This is a genomic window from Salmonella sp. WC3 (assembly GCF_042932255.1).
Taxonomy (GTDB): Bacteria; Pseudomonadota; Gammaproteobacteria; order Enterobacterales; family Enterobacteriaceae; genus Salmonella; species Salmonella enterica.
The window spans coordinates 38,268-53,734 of sequence record NZ_CP170629.1 but is presented as its reverse complement, the minus strand read 5'-3'; the positions used below and the strand labels follow the sequence as shown (position 1 = coordinate 53,734).

Genomic DNA, 15,467 nt, shown 5'->3' with positions numbered 1-15,467 from the left:
CTTAAACGTAACGCTGGGGCAACGAGACGCTCACCCGCGTACCGTGGGTACAAGAGATGGTTAGCGTCCCGCCGAGCGCCGACACGCGTTCGCGCATTCCGGTCAGGCCGAAGCCCTGCTGCTGAGAGCCCGGCGGCAGGCCGCTGCCGTCATCCTCAATCACCAGCATCAGCCGCTCATCCTGCTGCCAGCCCTGGAGCGTCACCGCGCTGGCATTGGCATGTTTTACGATGTTATTCAGCCCTTCCTGACAGACGCGAAACAGCGTCACGCGCTGACTTTCACTCAGCGCCGTTTCGTCAATTCGCCAGTCGAGGTGACTGACAATACCGCGGCTTTCCAGCTCCATTTCGCGTAGCAGCGAACGGATGGCCTGCGCCAGCGTTAAGTCGTCTAGCTGGCGCGGGCGCAAGCGCCCCAGCAGGCGACGCACGGCGTCATACACGCCCAGCGAAAGCTGCTCGATAAGTTGCCCGCTCTGCTTCACGCCGCCGTTATCCGCCGCCAGTCGTTGCACAATGCCCGCCTGGGTTCGAATCGCGGTGATGGTCTGTCCGATGTCATCGTGCAGCTCACGCGCAACATCGCGCCGCACGCTCTCTTCAGTCTCCAGAAGACGCTCCGCCAGCCGATGGTTGCGCGCCAGCTCCTTTTGCAACGACTGGTTCAGCTCGCGCAGACGCTGAATGCCCGCGCCAAGCAGTAGCCCGGTCAGGCTTTGCGCCAACAGCGAAAGTAATAAATCGACGGGATGATCGTGCCAGGTCTGACTGGCAATCAGCGCGATAGCGTTCATCAGTGTGGCAATGAGCGCGCCCTGCCAGCCATAATGCCAGGCGAGCGCGATAATCGGCAACGCCAGGCAGAACGGCGTAAAGCGCGAAAGTTCAGCAGGTAACCCCAGTTGCAGCCACAGACTGACGATAAACAGCAGCAGATACCAGATCAGATGCCGCCCGCGCCAGTTTACCGGCTGCGATACCAGCGATGGTCCCAGCGGCAGCCAGGTAGTGCTGGTGAGATAGTGCCAGAAAACCAGGCAGATGGGGGCCAGCGTCAGACCACCCGTGAGGGTCAGCAGTAGCGCGTTCCATGCCGCTTCCCCCTGCCCCAGCCAGGGCAGAGATTGCAGTAGCGCCGCGGCGGTGAGGGCCGCGCCCTGAAGCAATAACGTGCGCCAGTCGCGCTGATGGCGGTAACGCGAAGTCAGCGCCACGGGCAGTAGCGTCAACACACCACCGATCATCAAAAGCGGCAGATGGGCCAGCGCAACTTCCTGCGCCAACCAGTACACCAGCAGCCACTCCGCGCCCAGCAATACTGGCCAGTATCCGCGCGGGCATTGCAGCATAAGTCCCAGGCGCAGGCCGAAGGGAAAGAGCAGCGCCGCCAGCTCCGGGCGCTCTACCAGATGCAGGCTGATGCTCCACAGGCAGAACCACGCGGCGGAGAAAATAAAAAAGCAGGCAGCAACGGTGATTAAACGGGAAAAAAAGGTGTTCATTACCAACCGTCAAACATGCGATGCGCCAGTTCAACGTCATTGCTGACGCCTAATTTTTCCAGCAGATTCGCGCGATGGACATGCACCGTTTTTGGCGACAGCCCCAGCTCGGCGGCAATCTCTTTTACCGCCATACCCTGGGCGAGTTTTTCCGCCACCTGACGCTCGCGTTTGGTCAGCGGATCTTGCCGACCCGCCGCCAGTTTCACGGCAATATCGGGGGTCAAATAGCAGCCGCCCGTCGCCACCGTATGCACCGCGGCGATCAGTTCATCCGGACTACAGCGTTTAGAGAGAAAACCGCGCGCGCCGGCGTTCAACGCCTGTTCCACCAGCGCCGGGCTATCGTGAACCGAGAGCATGATCGTCGCCATCCCTTTTGGCAGTTGGCTTAGCAGCTCCAGTCCGGAAATATCCGGCATCGAGATATCGCAGATACACACCTGTACGCCGCGCCCCGGTAAGCCTGCCAACGCTTCGCGCCCGGAACCAAACTCAGCGACCACCTGCAAATCGGGTTCCAGCCCCAGTAGCTGTGCAAAGCCGGAGCGGACGATAAGGTGGTCGTCGATAAGGGCAACGGTAATCATGGGTTCATCCTGGCGCTAAGGCATGCCTGATGGCGCTGCGCTTATCAGGCCTACGGGCAGGTGCCGTTGTAGGCCGGATAAGGCATTAATGCCGCCATCCGGCAAAAGCACTTACCTTAACGATAAGCGCGCGGCTGTTCAAGCCTTGAGCGGTCAGACAATGCCTGTCGTGACGGTGAACGTCCGGGTTTGCTGCGGTTCCAGTTGAAGCAAGGTTCCATTTCGCTGCGCCGCGAGAAAACCTTCAGGCCGACAGGTCGCGGGCAGGGCAAAGGCGGCTACCTGCTGATCGCCGTTATAAAGAATCCAGCGGGTCACGTAATTCAGCTCCGCGCTGGCGAAACGTGTCACGAACGTGGTGCCATCCGGGGCGATCATACTGAATTCCGGGGTATCCGTGTACTTGTCCAGTTCATCGGCGAAGAACACGATTTCCGGGTCGTAAAAGCCAGGCGCGTTGAGCGTTGCCAGCGAGGCTTCACCCTGCAAAAGCCGTTGATTAAACGCCAGCCACTGCGCCGTGGGTTTGACATGCGCCGGCACCGACTCGCGTAACTTCAGCGCGGTATCCGGGATATTCTGGCGGAACGTGGCGTTCGGCACATAGGCATAGTTCATGTGGCACATGTACTGTAGCGGCATGGCGACTGAAGCCAGGTTAGTCACGGTCATCTGAATATCAAACAGCGCGCTTGCTTTACGCATTACCACCGCAGGTTGCGCCTGATAATGATGACCGAACCCCATCACATACTCGTAGCGCCCGGTCACGCGCAGACTGTCGCCCTCTAACTCCAGCCAGGCGTCGTCCATGGCAGCGCAGGGCATCTCGCCGTGCAGCGGATGTGTATCTTCCGGCGACGGGCAGCCATTCGCCAATAGTCCGGAATGGAAAGCAAAGCAACCATACGTTGCCACCACTTCCGCAGCCGGCTTCGGCTGGCGGAACATGTTGCGCATAGTCAGATCATGACCGTCAAACTGCGCGTCCCAAATCATCTGCCCCATCCAGGGCAGAATCACCAGATGACCGCGGCTGTTTTGTATTTTCAGTCCTTCCACGCCGCTGGCGTAACGAAACGCCGTAACCGTAAAATCATCATTTTCCAGCAAGATACGCGGCTGCTCGTTAAAAAGCTCCCGCCATAATGTAATACGTGTTGTCATGGTTGATCTCCTCAGGACGCGGCGACTTCAGCCAGGTTGCCGCGCACTTTGCTTTCGCGCCAGAAGTAAACGCCAACGTAAACAAAGCACAGCATGGAAACCAGGAATGAGAGCTGTAGCGAGTGGAACATGTCCGCCACATAACCTTGAATCGCAGGAACCACCGCCGCGCCGACAATCGCCATCACGATGACCGCCCCCGCCATTTCGGTATGTTCGTTATCGACGGTATCGAGCGTTCCGGCATAAATGGTCGCCCAGCAGGGGCCAAACAGAACACTGACCAGCACCGCCACGTATACCGCGCTAAAGCTGGGCGCCAGCGCTACATAGGCCAGGAACAGCGCGCCGATCACAGAGTAAAGGATCAGGACTTTTTCCGGGTTAAAGCGTGTCATCAGAATGTTGGCGATAAACTTGCCGAGAAAAAAGCAGGCGAAGCTGTAGACCATAAAGGTTGAGGCATCGCGCTCATTGATATCGCCTAACTCCAGCGCCAGACGGATAGTGAACGACCAGACCGCCACCTGCATTCCCACATACAGGAACTGCGCCACAATACCGCGACGGAAACGGGCGTTGCTGGCGAGATAGCGTAGCGTATCCAGCGCCGAGGGGCGTTTATGACTCGCGGTTTGCGCGACTTTACAGGTCGGGAAACGCGTCAGCAGGAACAGTACCATCACCACTACCAGAACCATAATCATGTACTTATAGGGTTCCAGAGTGTTTTCCAGCATCAGCACCTTGAAGTTGTGGACTTGCTCGGCATTCATGCCCGCCATCTGTTTTTCTAGGCTTTCCCCTTCGGAAAAGACCAGATACTTACCCAATAAAATGCCTGCCGCCGCGCCGATCGGATAAAAGGTCTGGCTGATATTCAGCCGCAGCGTGGCGTAGGCTTTCGGCCCGATCATCGAACTGTAGGTGTTCGCCGCCGTTTCCAGGAAACTCAGGCCAATCGCAATGGCGAAAATCGCCGCGAGGAACATGGTGTAGGTCGCCATGTGCGACGCCGGGAAAAAGAGCGTACAGCCGACAATGTATAGCGTCAGGCCGATAAGTATCGCCACTTTATAACTGGTTTTTTTAATGACCAGCGAGGCCGGAATAGCAATTAAAAAATAACCGCCATAAAAGGCGCTTTGTACTAATGCCGAAGCAAAGTTGCTCAGCGAAAATACACTTTTAAATTGCGTAATCAGAATATCATTTAACGCGGCTGCGCATCCCCATAATGGGAATAAACAGGATAACAAAATAAACTGGAACAGAGGTGTCTTATTCAGATACCCGTCGGGCATCTGAACGATGTTTTTATCGTTCATAGTGCTACCTTTAACAGTGCAGGGTGATTGTTATTCGTTCAACGAAAGATACTCATTAAATTGCTCAATACTTGGATAAGAGGATTGGGTGCCTTTCCCGGTGACGCTGAAAGCGGCAAAGAGAACGGCTTTTTTCATGGCGGCTTCCACATCCCCGCTCTGGACGTAGTAATGCGCGAAACAGCCGATAAAGGCATCGCCCGCGCCGCTGGTATCAACAGCGTTCACTCTAAACGCCGGAACATGGACTTCCTGGTCACGCGTCATCCACAGCGCGCCTTTCTCGCCCATGGTGACAATAATATTGTTCAGCCCTTTATCTACCAGCGAACGTGCCGCTGCGCGAATATGGTCATAGGTATCCACTGGCATACCGGTTAATATTTCCAGCTCGGTTTCATTGGGTACAAAGAAATCGCATTTACAGGCATAAGACATATCTAATTCCCGTAATGCTGGCGCAGGGTTTAATAACACTTCAATCCCGTGTTTCTTGCCAAATTCTATTGCGTGATAAACCGTTTCAAGCTGAACTTCCAGTTGCAGAATAATAAGCTGGCATTTTTTTAAATCTTCCGCCGCGCGATCGATATCTTCCGGCGAGAGAAACTTGTTAGCGCCTTTGATGATCAGAATGCTGTTGCTGGAGTTGGCGTTGACGAAAATCGGCGCTACGCCACTGCTGGTACACGGTACTTTTTCTACATACGTCGTATTGATCCCCCAGGATTCGAGATTACGAATGGTGTTGTCGGCAAAAATATCATCGCCCACTTTGGTCAACATCAATACTTTTGAATTGAGCTTAGCGGCCGCCACGGCCTGGTTCGCCCCTTTTCCGCCGCAGCCGATTTTAAACGCCGGCGCTTCCAGAGTTTCCCCTTCTTTGGGCATCTGGTTGGTGTAGGTGATAAGGTCCACCATGTTAGAGCCAATAACCGCGATATCCATTTTACTCCCTCTCAGAAATCGTCACACGACAATGATATTAAAATAACATTATCATGTTACTTCCGTATCATTTGTGACTATGATCGCGATTAGAGGATCATTTTGCCATTTACTTCGTGAACAATCCCTGGCGGAACATACGCGCATTAAATCATTTTTAGGGTTACAATTTACTGAAAATTAACTATTTATTGTTATAAAACGCGAATAAACCCACTTTTATTTCCTGACGGCCGGACGTATAGTAGTGCCACACTGTAATGTTCTCAGAAACACATAAATGTTACTGATGGAACATAACAACATGATTTGTGGAGAGGGTGAATGGAGACCAAGCAAAAAGAACGTATCCGACGCTTGATGGAGCTACTGAAAAAGACCGATCGAATCCATCTGAAAGACGCCGCGCGGATACTGGAAGTTTCGGTGATGACCATTCGCCGCGATCTCAGCCAGGATGATGACCCTTTACCGCTGACGCTGCTCGGCGGCTATATCGTCATGGTAAATAAGCCTACGTCTTCAACCAATATGCCGCTGCCGGCGAAAAAGACGCATCATCGGGACGACCTTCCCGTTGCGATCCTGGCCGCCGGCCTGGTGCGTGAAAACGATCTGGTTTTTTTTGATAACGGTCCGGAAATGCCATTAGTTATCAGCATGATACCGGATGATATTACCTTTACCGGGATTTGCTACTCGCATCGGGTATTTATCGCGCTGAATGAAAAGCCTAATGCCACGGCGATTCTGTGCGGCGGCACCTATCGGGCCAAGAGCGATGCCTTTTATGATGCCAATAATCCTTCGGCGCTGGATTCGCTCAATCCGCGCAAAGTGTTTATTTCCGCCAGCGGCGTACATGAACATTTTGGCGTGAGCTGGTTTAACCCGGATGATCTTGCCGCCAAACGTAAAGCGATGGAGCGCGGTCTGCGCAAAATTTTGCTGGCGCGTCACGCCCTGTTTGATGAGGTCGCGCCTGCCAGCATTGGTCCGCTTTCTGCCTTTGATGTCCTGATTAGCGATCGCCCATTACCGACAGATTATGCCGTTCACTGTCGGAATGGTTCCGTCAAAGTCATCACGCCTGATTCGGAAAGTGAATAACTTACTCAAAAAAGACGGCAATTTTATTGAACATGGTGGGATCGGACTGGTTTCGTACCACCTTCGCCACGTCTTCCAGTTTATCGATCTGACTGATCATCTGTTCAAGCCGCTGATCGTCATTGACCAGAAGCCAGATGCGGCTCTGATCGCTACCCTGAATCGGTAAACAGAGAATACCCTCAACGTTGAAAGCGCGTCGGGCGAACAGCCCGCAGACGTGGGTCATCACGCCAGGGTGGTTGCGAACGGTCAGCTCCAGAATAACGTTATCATGTGATTGTTTCTGCATGGCTTATTCCCCCACCATCTCTGTATTTGCCGCGCCCGGCGGCACCATCGGATACACTTTTTCTTCTGCATCAATGCGCACATGGATCAACGCCGGTCCAGGACGACGAATGATAGCCTGCAACGCCGCCTGCGGATCGGCTTCGTTATTCAAATCACAGGTATCCAGACCAAACCCGGCGGCAATCTGCATAAAGTTGATGCTCCCCGGATAGGTCGCCGCAAAAACGCCCTGTTTATAGAACAGACTCTGTTGCTGATGTACCAGTCCCAGCGCGTCGTTATTCATCAGGATAATTTTCACATCCAACTGGTTTTCACTGGCGGTAGCCATCTCCTGAATATTCATCATCAAACTACCGTCGCCGGAAAAACACAGCACCTTGTTGCCCGGATTCGCCAGCGCCGCGCCAATCGCCGCGGGCAGACCAAACCCCATGGTACCCAGCCCGCCGGAAGTCAGCCACTGACGCGGACGGTTGAGCGGATAAGCCTGCGCGGTCCACATCTGATGCTGACCTACGTCAGTGGTAATAATCGCGTTGTCGTCCACACAGGCGGCGACCGCATTAATCAGCCCATAGTGACTAAGCGGGTTATTTTCCTGGGGAATACTGCAAGGGAATTCTTGCTGCAAGTCCGCCACCAACTGATGCCATGCTTCCCGCGGCTGTGCCTCGATATGGGGAATTAACTGTGCCAGTACATCATCGACATCCGCCTGAATAGCCACATGCGGCTGCTTAATTTTGCCTAACTCGGCGCGATCGATATCCACATGGATGATTTTGGCGTTCGGACAAAACTGCTCCGTTTTGCCAATCGCCCGGTCATCAAAACGCGCGCCCAGAACAATCAGTAAATCGGCCTCTTGCAGAATAAAATTGGTACTGCGCGCGCCGTGCATTCCCAGCATTCCTAACGACAGCGGATGCGCCTTAGGCAGCATTCCCAGCGCCATTAAGGTCATTGTCGTCGGCAGTTGCGCTTTTTCCGCCAGTTCGCGCACGCGTGTCGGCGCATTGATCACGCCGCCGCCCAGATACAGCACCGGACGCTTCGCCGCGTTAATCATTGCGGCGGCCTCGCGGATACTCTCCGCGCTAAACTCCGGCGGGGGTGATTTTTCCGCCGGCGACGGCAACGCATCCAGCTCAATGGTCGCCGTCTGCACATCTTTAGGAACGTCTATCCACACCGGGCCAGGACGCCCCGACTGCGCCAGACGAAAAGCATCGCTCATCACCTGAGGCAGCTCATTGATATTTCTGACCAGATAGTTGTGCTTGGTGATGGGGATAGAGATACCGTAGGTATCCACTTCCTGAAACGCGTCAGTACCGATCATGGACGCCGGAACTTGCCCGGTAATGCAGATTAACGGAATGGAATCCAAGCGCGCATCGGCAATGGCCGTGACCAGATTGGTCGCGCCCGGCCCGCTACAGGCCATACAAACAGCAGGTTTACCCTCCGTCCGCGCCATCCCCTGCGCAATAAACCCCGCGCCTTGTTCATGGCGCGCCAGAATATGACGGATTTGCGTGCTTTGGCTTAACGCGTCGTAAACGGGGAGGATCGAACCGCCGGGAATGCCGGTGACGATACGAATCCCCTGGCGCTCCAGAAAATGAACAATAAATTCCGCGCCCGTAAAGCGCTGAGGTGTAGATGTTGTGCCCGAACTTGCCATGCTCCATTCCTTTTATTCTGAGCCGACGTTCCGGGAAGGTGTCTTAAACAAAAAACCCCGCCCGGTTTGCGCCGGCGGGGTTTTGGAATCGTGTGTGTTCCGGACCCTACGGCGCATTGCCGACGACCACCACCACACGCACGACGACCACTGCGCGAGATGGCGCAGTTGTTAGTAGGGTCGCGTTCAGCATGGAAGGGTTCATTAGGGGCCTTGTCTGTTTGTTATTAACACGTTTTATACAAGCACAGCGCTTTCAGCATGACAACGGAAAAATTTTCATCTGCACAAAAATGCGTCAGCGATCACATTTTTCTACGAATTTACACGCTTTGAGTATAGGCGTAATAAGCGTAGCGCCCTCCGGTAATCGCCGGGATTGATGATTACGCGTTTCACAATGCCGGAAAACAAAAAACCTCGCCGAAGCGAGGTTCTTACAGCGTAATGCGGGTGGTAGCCGCGAAGCACACTGTGTTATGTCAACAGCAGAAGTATACGCGTTCTGTGCAGAACGCGCAATTTCGGCGCGAATTTTGATGAATTTGAGTATGGATCAGAAGCTCCGTTCTGTCTATAAATTACTGTTCATTTACACAGTACTTAACTATAATGTCTTTGACACAATGTGTTATGCGGGGGCCGCATCGTAAACCGGCGCAACGAAGTCCTGGCTGAAACGGGTGGTGCCGTCAGCGCCTTAACCCCCTCGTGAGCACACTGTGTTATGTCAACACGCACACTATTCCTCGCAAAAGGGATCGCGTGCGCAACAGCTGGCAACAGGCAGCGGAAAGGTACGTCGGCTGGCAGTGCTCCTTAACCACAGGAGACGCGTATGAGCGTAGTGGATATCACCATTCTTATCCTGAAACTCATTGTTGCAGCACTGCAACTGCTTGATGCTGTTCTGAAATACCTTAAGTAATTCAGATTCAAGCCGCACCGAAGGGGAGCGGGCAACCGCTCCCCTTTCACCTTATCCGCTGGTCTTTCGCTTCCCGGGTATGTTACGTTTTTATGACACCCTCAACGACGCCTGACGCTATGACCCTTTCCGTTTTCTGCATTTTGCTGTTCGCCGCGCTGCTACATGCCAGCTGGAACGCCATTGTCAAAGCGGGAAACGATAAGCTCTACGCCGCGATCGGCGTCAGCGGTTCCGCGGCGGTCATGGCATTGATCCTTTTGCCCTTCTCGCCGCAGCCAGCTCACGCCAGTATCCCTTTTTTAGCGGCCTCTACCGCGCTCCAGGTGGTGTATACCGTCCTGGTGGCGAAAACCTATCAGGTCTCGGACATGAGCCAGACCTATCCTCTTATGCGCGGCACCGCGCCGCTGCTGGTGGCGCTCATTAGCGTTCTGTTTCTTGGCGACAGCCTGTCGTCGATGGCCTGGGTCGGCATCGCAGTGATCTGCATGGCGATACTTGGGATGGCCTGTAATGGCCGCGCCAGTTCTCAACGTGGTGTCGTGCTGGCATTAACTAACGCCTGTTTTATTGCCGGATATACGCTGGTGGACGGGACCGGCGTAAGACTCTCCGAAACGGCGCTGGGCTATACGCTATGGTCATTTTTTCTCAACGGCGCCTGCCTGTTAACCTGGGCGATGATTGCGCGGCGGCGGGAAGCGTCGCGTTATCTGGCGCAACAGTGGAAAAAAGGCATTTTTGGCGGGATTGGCACTATGGGATCTTATGGGCTGGCGCTATGGGCTATGACCCAGGCGCCGCTGGCGGTGGTCGCCGCGCTGCGTGAGACGTCGATTTTATTCGGCGCGCTGATAGCCTGGCTGTTGCTTAAAGAGAAAGTGGCCGGGCTACGTCTGGTGGCGGCAGGCGGGATTGCCCTCGGGGCGATTTTACTCCGTCTGTCATGATTGCCCAATGACAGCCGCAGACGTAACACATTCTCGGCAACATTTGTTGCCGCTTTTGTTTACATATCCTGCCGTTCCTTCGTCTGCCATTGCTGGTTGCTGTCTGGCCTTCTTTTTCTGGTGTGATAGATTCCTCTCGCATTTATGGGAATGCGCAGCAAGTTATTCTTATTTTTTCTTTTTTTGAAAAGTAATCAGCGAAATGAAAAGGCAGAGAAACGTCAATTTGTTGTTGATGTTGGTGTTACTGGTGGCCGTAGGGCAGATGGCGCAAACCATTTATATTCCCGCCATCGCCGATATGGCACAAGCGCTAAACGTCCGGGAAGGCGCCGTCCAGAGCGTAATGGCTGCTTACCTCCTGACCTACGGCGTCTCGCAACTGTTTTACGGCCCGCTTTCCGACCGGGTTGGGCGCCGCCCCGTAATCCTCGTCGGCATGTCTATTTTTATGGTAGCGACCCTGTTCGCCATGACCACGCATAGTTTGACGGTGTTGATTGCCGCCAGCGCCATGCAAGGGATGGGAACCGGCGTTGGTGGAGTAATGGCGAGAACGCTCCCGCGCGATCTGTATGAAGGAACGCAACTTCGTCACGCCAATAGCCTGTTAAATATGGGGATTCTGGTTAGCCCGCTGTTAGCGCCGCTGATTGGCGGTCTGCTGGACACCCTGTGGAACTGGCGCGCGTGTTACGCTTTCCTGCTGGTGCTTTGCGCTGGCGTCACCTTCAGCATGGCGCGCTGGATGCCGGAAACCCGCCCCGCCGGCGCGCCGCGCACACGGCTGATCGCCAGCTATAAAACGCTGTTTGGCAACGGCGCATTTAACTGTTACCTGCTGATGCTAATCGGCGGGCTGGCTGGCATTGCGGTCTTTGAAGCCTGTTCCGGCGTGCTGATGGGGGCAGTATTAGGTCTCAGCAGTATGGTGGTAAGCATTCTGTTTATTCTGCCGATTCCGGCGGCGTTCTTCGGCGCCTGGTTTGCCGGACGCCCGAATAAACGCTTCTCAACCCTGATGTGGCAGTCAGTTATCTGCTGTCTGCTGGCAGGCCTTATGATGTGGATTCCCGGCTGGTTTGGCGTGATGAACGTCTGGACGCTACTCATCCCCGCTGCGCTGTTTTTCTTCGGCGCCGGGATGTTATTTCCACTGGCCACCAGCGGCGCGATGGAGCCGTTTCCGTTCCTCGCAGGCACCGCTGGCGCGCTGGTCGGCGGGCTGCAAAATATTGGTTCCGGCGTACTGGCGTGGCTTTCGGCAATGTTGCCGCAAAACGGTCAGGGCAGTCTGGGACTGTTGATGACCCTTATGGGATTGCTGATCCTGGCGTGCTGGCTGCCGCTGGCGTCACGGATATCGCATCAGGGACAGACGGTTTAACGTTCCCCTCGCCCGGCTTTTTGCCGGGCGTTTCACATTCCGGCGCGATCATCGCATTGAGCAGGGGCTCCTGCGCCGGACGCCACGCTCCTTCTTCGCCGTCATAAAACTGAGTATCCGCGTTTATCGCATACGGGATATGCGCTTTTTTCAGCTCGCAGGCCATAAAACGGGCAAACGCGAACTGTGAAGCGACCGGCGTCATTTTTATCGACTCTCCCGTCGCCCATCCGCCCACCCAGCTTGCATGGCCGGTCTTATGCTGCCAGCGAACCGCGGCATTAATCCGTGCCCGAATCGCCGCTTTTTCCGCCGCCGTGCCTGATGTCCACGGATATTTACCGCCGCTTTTCAGGGGGCCCCACGGGAAGATGTGCCACTCCGCCAGTACATAGTTCTGGCTTTGCGCCGGCAGTTTAAGCGCCGACAAATCCTCCGGCGCGGCGCGCATGCGGGGGGCAACGAAAATCATACGCTGTGGATCAATGGCGTGAATCAGGCGGATGGTTTTGTCATATACGCGATTCAGCGACGCCATATTATGATTAAGTTTGTCGGCAGGCTCATAAATGAGATCGAACCCCAGAAGCGGGGATGTCTGGCCAAAATAGCGCGCGACCACGCTCCACCAGTTAATCAGCTCCTTTTCATGGCTGGCGCTGGGATCGGTTTTATACGCATCCGCCTGATAGGCAATAATGGGTATGACGCCATAGTATTCGCAGGCTTCTACCAGCTTACGCAAATGGATGAGGCGCGCTTCCGTCGGCGCGCCTGCCACACGAATACGGACATGCGTTAACCCTTTTGCCTTAAAATCCCGCACGACCAACGGATCAAACTCACGAATACCCCGTTCCGTTCGCGCCCAGTCAACATCCATCCCAACGCCAAGCTGCTGCGCATAGCGCGCCGCCGTCAAAGGCATCGGTTTCGCATAGACGACCGCGCTGGTCAGCATGAGAGAGGCAATAAGCGGTTTAAACACGACGCCCCCTAAAATTTTTACCACGGTGATAGCACGTATTTAGCATATTCTCTCCCGGCAGGTGTAGCGGCAAAGCGTAATAAATCTTCACACCTGTTCCTGCAACCAGCGAATAAATGCCTCGATTTTCGGCCACTGCCTGCCAGGCAGAGTGGTGACATAATAATGCTGATGACATTTCAGCCTCATGTCACCAAAAGGCGCAATCAGTTCACCGCTGTCGAGACGCTTTTGCACCAGCCGTTTACGTCCCATCGCCACGCCAATGTGGTTCATCGCGGCAATCACTGCTAAATCAGAACGATCGAAGCCAATGCCGGATGAATCCGGCAAATTTACCGCAAAATGCTGCGCCCAACTGTGCCACTCATCGGTGCCAGAATCGTTACTCCACGCCTGTCTGTCGTGTAAGAGCGTACAGTGCCGCAGGTTATTCAGGTTGTCCTGCAAGGCGAAACGACGGGCGTAATCCGGGCTGCAAACGGGCAAAATCGCCTCATCCATTAAAAAATGGTGCGTGAGCTGCGCCGACGGCGCATCGTCAAAATAGATAGCCAGGTCAATGCCGGCACGCTGTAGGTTAACGTTATCGTTGCCGGTCAGCATAGTGAGAGAAATTGACGGATAGCGACGGGTAAAGTCCCCCAGCGCGGGCACCAGCCAGCACTGGGCGATAGAGGGGCGTGAATACACGGTCAACGTGCCGGACAGTTCCTGATTTTTGATATCGAGGATTTCCTGATTCAACGTATCCAGCGACGATTTCAGCGCCCAGAATACCCGTTTGCCTTCATGGGTAAGCTCCACTTTACGGTGAGAGCGGACAAATAGCTGGATTCCCAACTCGGCTTCCAGTTGATTGATACGATGGCTTACCGCACTGGGGCTTAACGACAGCTCATCTGCCGCCAGAGCAAAGGACTGGTGTCTGGCCGCGACTTCAAAAGTATAGAGTTTGGATAACTGCCAGCCGTTGAGTAAGCGGTTTCGGGTATCGCGAAGGGGTTCCATGGCAACCTCAGTCATCTTTTAATTTCCCGAAGTGTAAAAAAACGCGCTGAAAAAATCCGCACATAGATGAAGCAAAATGAACCATATCGCAAAATAAAGGCAATATTAGATGAAAATCACATAATTGATTCAATTTACATCATGTGAATGGCAAATTATATCGTTTGTCAGGGGGTGCTGTTTTTCTGTCCAATAAGAACAGATTAATCACAGGGTAGGTGAGATATGCACGCTCAAATCTGGGTAGTGAGCACGCTGCTGATCAGCATCGTGTTAATCGTATTGACCATCGTGAAGTTTAAATTCCACCCCTTCCTGGCGTTACTGCTCGCCAGTTTCTTTGTCGGCGCGATGATGGGCATGGGGCCGCTGGAGATGGTCACGGCGATAGAAAACGGAATAGGCGGTACGCTCGGTTTTCTGGCCGCCGTTATCGGTCTTGGCACCATCCTCGGCAAAATGATGGAGGTTTCCGGCGCGGCGGAACGCATCGGGCTTACGCTCCAGCGCTGCCGCTGGCTCTCTGCTGACGTGATCATGGTACTGGTGGGGCTGATTTGCGGTATCACGTTGTTCGTGGAAGTGGGCGTCGTGTTGCTCATCCCACTGGCGTTTTCTATCGCTAAAAAGACCCATACCTCGCTGCTGAAGTTGGCCATTCCGCTGTGTACCGCGCTGATGGCCGTCCATTGCGTGGTACCGCCGCATCCGGCTGCGCTGTTTGTCGCAAATAAACTGGGGGCGGATATCGGCTCGGTGATTGTCTACGGTCTGCTGGTCGGACTGATGGCCTCATTGGTCGGCGGCCCGCTGTTCTTAAAGTTTCTGGGTAATCGTCTGCCGTTCAAGCCCGTACCGACAGAGTTTGCGGATCTTGAAGTGCGCGCCGAAAACACCCTGCCGTCGCTGGGCGCAACGCTGTTTACCGTTCTGCTGCCGATTGGCCTGATGCTGGTGAAAACCGTCGCTGAACTGAATATGGCGAAAGACGGCACGTTGTATACGCTGCTGGAGTTTATCGGTAATCCGATCACCGCGATGTTTATCGCTGTCTTTGTGGCGTATTACATACTCGGTCTGCGCCAGCATATGGGTATGAGCGCGCTACTTACCCACACCGAAAACGGCTTTGGCGCCATTGCGAACATCCTGCTGATTATCGGCGCGGGCGGCGCGTTCAACGCCATTCTCAAAAGTAGCGGGCTGGCGGACACGCTGGCGGTGATCCTCTCAAATATGCATATGCACCCGATTCTGCTGGCGTGGCTGGTAGCGCTGATTCTGCACGCGGCGGTCGGCTCTGCGACGGTGGCGATGATGGGCGCCACGGCGATTGTTGCGCCCATGCTGCCGCTCTATCCTGACGTCAGCCCGGAGATCATCGCTATTGCCATCGGTTCCGGCGCCATTGGCTGCACGATCGTGACCGATTCCCTGTTCTGGCTGGTCAAGCAGTATTGCGGCGCTACGCTGAATGAAACGTTTAAATACTATACGACGGCCACGTTTATCGCATCTGTCGTTGCACTGGCTGGCACATTCCTGCTTTCCTTTATCATCTGATCG

15 protein-coding genes and 2 pseudogenes are annotated in these 15,467 nt (G+C 54.6%); 7 read left to right on the top strand and 10 right to left on the bottom strand.

All coding sequences use genetic code 11. From position 1 onward, the window contains the following. Window position 1: 1 nt before the first annotated feature. Together uhpB and uhpA are read right to left on the bottom strand one after the other, a co-directional pair. Window positions 2-1,504 carry a signal transduction histidine-protein kinase/phosphatase UhpB gene (gene uhpB / locus ACFK9X_RS00265; protein ID WP_001091247.1) on the bottom strand — a complete coding sequence of 501 codons (1,503 nt, stop codon included), beginning with the start codon at window positions 1,502-1,504 and terminating at the stop codon, window positions 2-4. After that, entirely contained in the window at window positions 1,504-2,094 is a 591-nt protein-coding gene (gene uhpA, locus ACFK9X_RS00260) for a transcriptional regulator UhpA (protein WP_000633672.1), read from the bottom strand. Before uhpA ends, uhpB begins: the two co-directional genes overlap by 1 nt. Window positions 2,095-2,116: 22 nt before the next feature. Between uhpA and ACFK9X_RS00255 the strand changes: the two are divergent. Continuing rightward, window positions 2,117-2,302: pseudogene (locus ACFK9X_RS00255) on the top strand (hypothetical protein); the annotation flags it as partial. Here ACFK9X_RS00255 and ACFK9X_RS00250 read toward each other — a convergent pair. Genes ACFK9X_RS00250 through rbsK form a run of 3 tightly spaced genes read right to left on the bottom strand, consistent with a single transcriptional unit; the run spans window position 2,248 to window position 5,540 of the window. Beyond that, window positions 2,248-3,261 (bottom strand): aldose 1-epimerase family protein, encoded by a 1,014-nt coding sequence (locus ACFK9X_RS00250; RefSeq protein WP_151115173.1) that lies wholly within the window; start codon window positions 3,259-3,261, stop codon window positions 2,248-2,250. The pseudogene ACFK9X_RS00255 and the gene ACFK9X_RS00250 overlap by 55 nt on opposite strands. An 11-nt stretch (window positions 3,262-3,272) precedes the next feature. Further along, window positions 3,273-4,589 carry an L-fucose:H+ symporter permease gene (fucP, locus tag ACFK9X_RS00245; RefSeq protein WP_000998361.1) on the bottom strand — a complete coding sequence of 439 codons (1,317 nt, stop codon included), beginning with the start codon at window positions 4,587-4,589 and terminating at the stop codon, window positions 3,273-3,275. A gap of 30 nt (window positions 4,590-4,619) precedes the next feature. Then, window positions 4,620-5,540 carry a ribokinase gene (gene rbsK, locus ACFK9X_RS00240; protein WP_079903622.1) on the bottom strand — a complete coding sequence of 307 codons (921 nt, stop codon included), beginning with the start codon at window positions 5,538-5,540 and terminating at the stop codon, window positions 4,620-4,622. 324 nt (window positions 5,541-5,864) lie between these two features. Between rbsK and ACFK9X_RS00235 the strand changes: the two genes are divergently transcribed. Continuing rightward, a complete protein-coding gene (locus ACFK9X_RS00235; protein ID WP_151115172.1) occupies window positions 5,865-6,650 on the top strand; it encodes a DeoR family transcriptional regulator in 786 nt (261 codons plus the stop codon). Window position 6,651: 1 nt separating this feature from the next. Here ACFK9X_RS00235 and ilvN read toward each other — a convergent pair whose 3' ends face one another. The 3 genes from ilvN to ivbL all read right to left on the bottom strand — a co-directional run bounded on the left by ilvN (window position 6,652) and on the right by ivbL (window position 8,839). Next, window positions 6,652-6,942 carry an acetolactate synthase small subunit gene (gene ilvN, locus ACFK9X_RS00230; RefSeq protein WP_001171826.1) on the bottom strand — a complete coding sequence of 97 codons (291 nt, stop codon included), beginning with the start codon at window positions 6,940-6,942 and terminating at the stop codon, window positions 6,652-6,654. 3 nt (window positions 6,943-6,945) lie between these two features. Continuing rightward, on the bottom strand, window positions 6,946-8,634 hold the full coding sequence (gene ilvB, locus ACFK9X_RS00225) for an acetolactate synthase large subunit (RefSeq protein WP_000168439.1): 1,689 nt from the start codon (window positions 8,632-8,634) through the stop codon (window positions 6,946-6,948). A gap of 106 nt (window positions 8,635-8,740) precedes the next feature. Then, window positions 8,741-8,839: an ilvB operon leader peptide IvbL gene (gene ivbL, locus ACFK9X_RS00220; protein ID WP_001541152.1), complete on the bottom strand. Its 99-nt coding sequence runs from the start codon at window positions 8,837-8,839 to the stop codon at window positions 8,741-8,743. A 522-nt stretch (window positions 8,840-9,361) separates the two neighbouring features. On the opposite strand from ivbL, the pseudogene ACFK9X_RS00215 reads away from it, so the two are divergent. The 4 genes and pseudogenes from ACFK9X_RS00215 to emrD all read left to right on the top strand — a co-directional run bounded on the left by ACFK9X_RS00215 (window position 9,362) and on the right by emrD (window position 11,902). Next, a pseudogene (locus ACFK9X_RS00215) lies at window positions 9,362-9,476 on the top strand (hypothetical protein). Next, on the top strand, window positions 9,473-9,562 hold the full coding sequence (gene tisB / locus ACFK9X_RS00210; RefSeq protein WP_000117642.1) for a type I toxin-antitoxin system toxin TisB: 90 nt from the start codon (window positions 9,473-9,475) through the stop codon (window positions 9,560-9,562). Before ACFK9X_RS00215 ends, tisB begins: the two are co-directional and overlap by 4 nt. Before the next feature lie 92 nt (window positions 9,563-9,654). Then, window positions 9,655-10,515, top strand: coding sequence for a DMT family transporter (locus ACFK9X_RS00205; RefSeq protein ID WP_001531658.1), 861 nt, complete (start codon window positions 9,655-9,657; stop codon window positions 10,513-10,515). Between the two features lie 202 nt (window positions 10,516-10,717). Next, window positions 10,718-11,902 carry a multidrug efflux MFS transporter EmrD gene (gene emrD, locus ACFK9X_RS00200; RefSeq protein ID WP_023233626.1) on the top strand — a complete coding sequence of 395 codons (1,185 nt, stop codon included), beginning with the start codon at window positions 10,718-10,720 and terminating at the stop codon, window positions 11,900-11,902. Here emrD and ACFK9X_RS00195 read toward each other — a convergent pair. Together ACFK9X_RS00195 and dsdC are read right to left on the bottom strand one after the other, a co-directional pair. Further along, complete coding sequence (locus tag ACFK9X_RS00195; protein WP_151115170.1) at window positions 11,829-12,914, bottom strand: cellulase family glycosylhydrolase; 1,086 nt, start codon at window positions 12,912-12,914, stop codon at window positions 11,829-11,831. The two genes, emrD and ACFK9X_RS00195, sit on opposite strands and share 74 nt — an antisense overlap. Before the next feature lie 63 nt (window positions 12,915-12,977). Further along, window positions 12,978-13,901, bottom strand: coding sequence for a DNA-binding transcriptional regulator DsdC (gene dsdC / locus ACFK9X_RS00190; RefSeq protein ID WP_001541637.1), 924 nt, complete (start codon window positions 13,899-13,901; stop codon window positions 12,978-12,980). A 225-nt stretch (window positions 13,902-14,126) separates the two neighbouring features. On the opposite strand from dsdC, the gene dsdX reads away from it, so the two are divergent. Next, entirely contained in the window at window positions 14,127-15,464 is a 1,338-nt protein-coding gene (gene dsdX, locus ACFK9X_RS00185) for a D-serine transporter DsdX (protein ID WP_000543317.1), read from the top strand. Window positions 15,465-15,467: the final 3 nt, after the last annotated feature.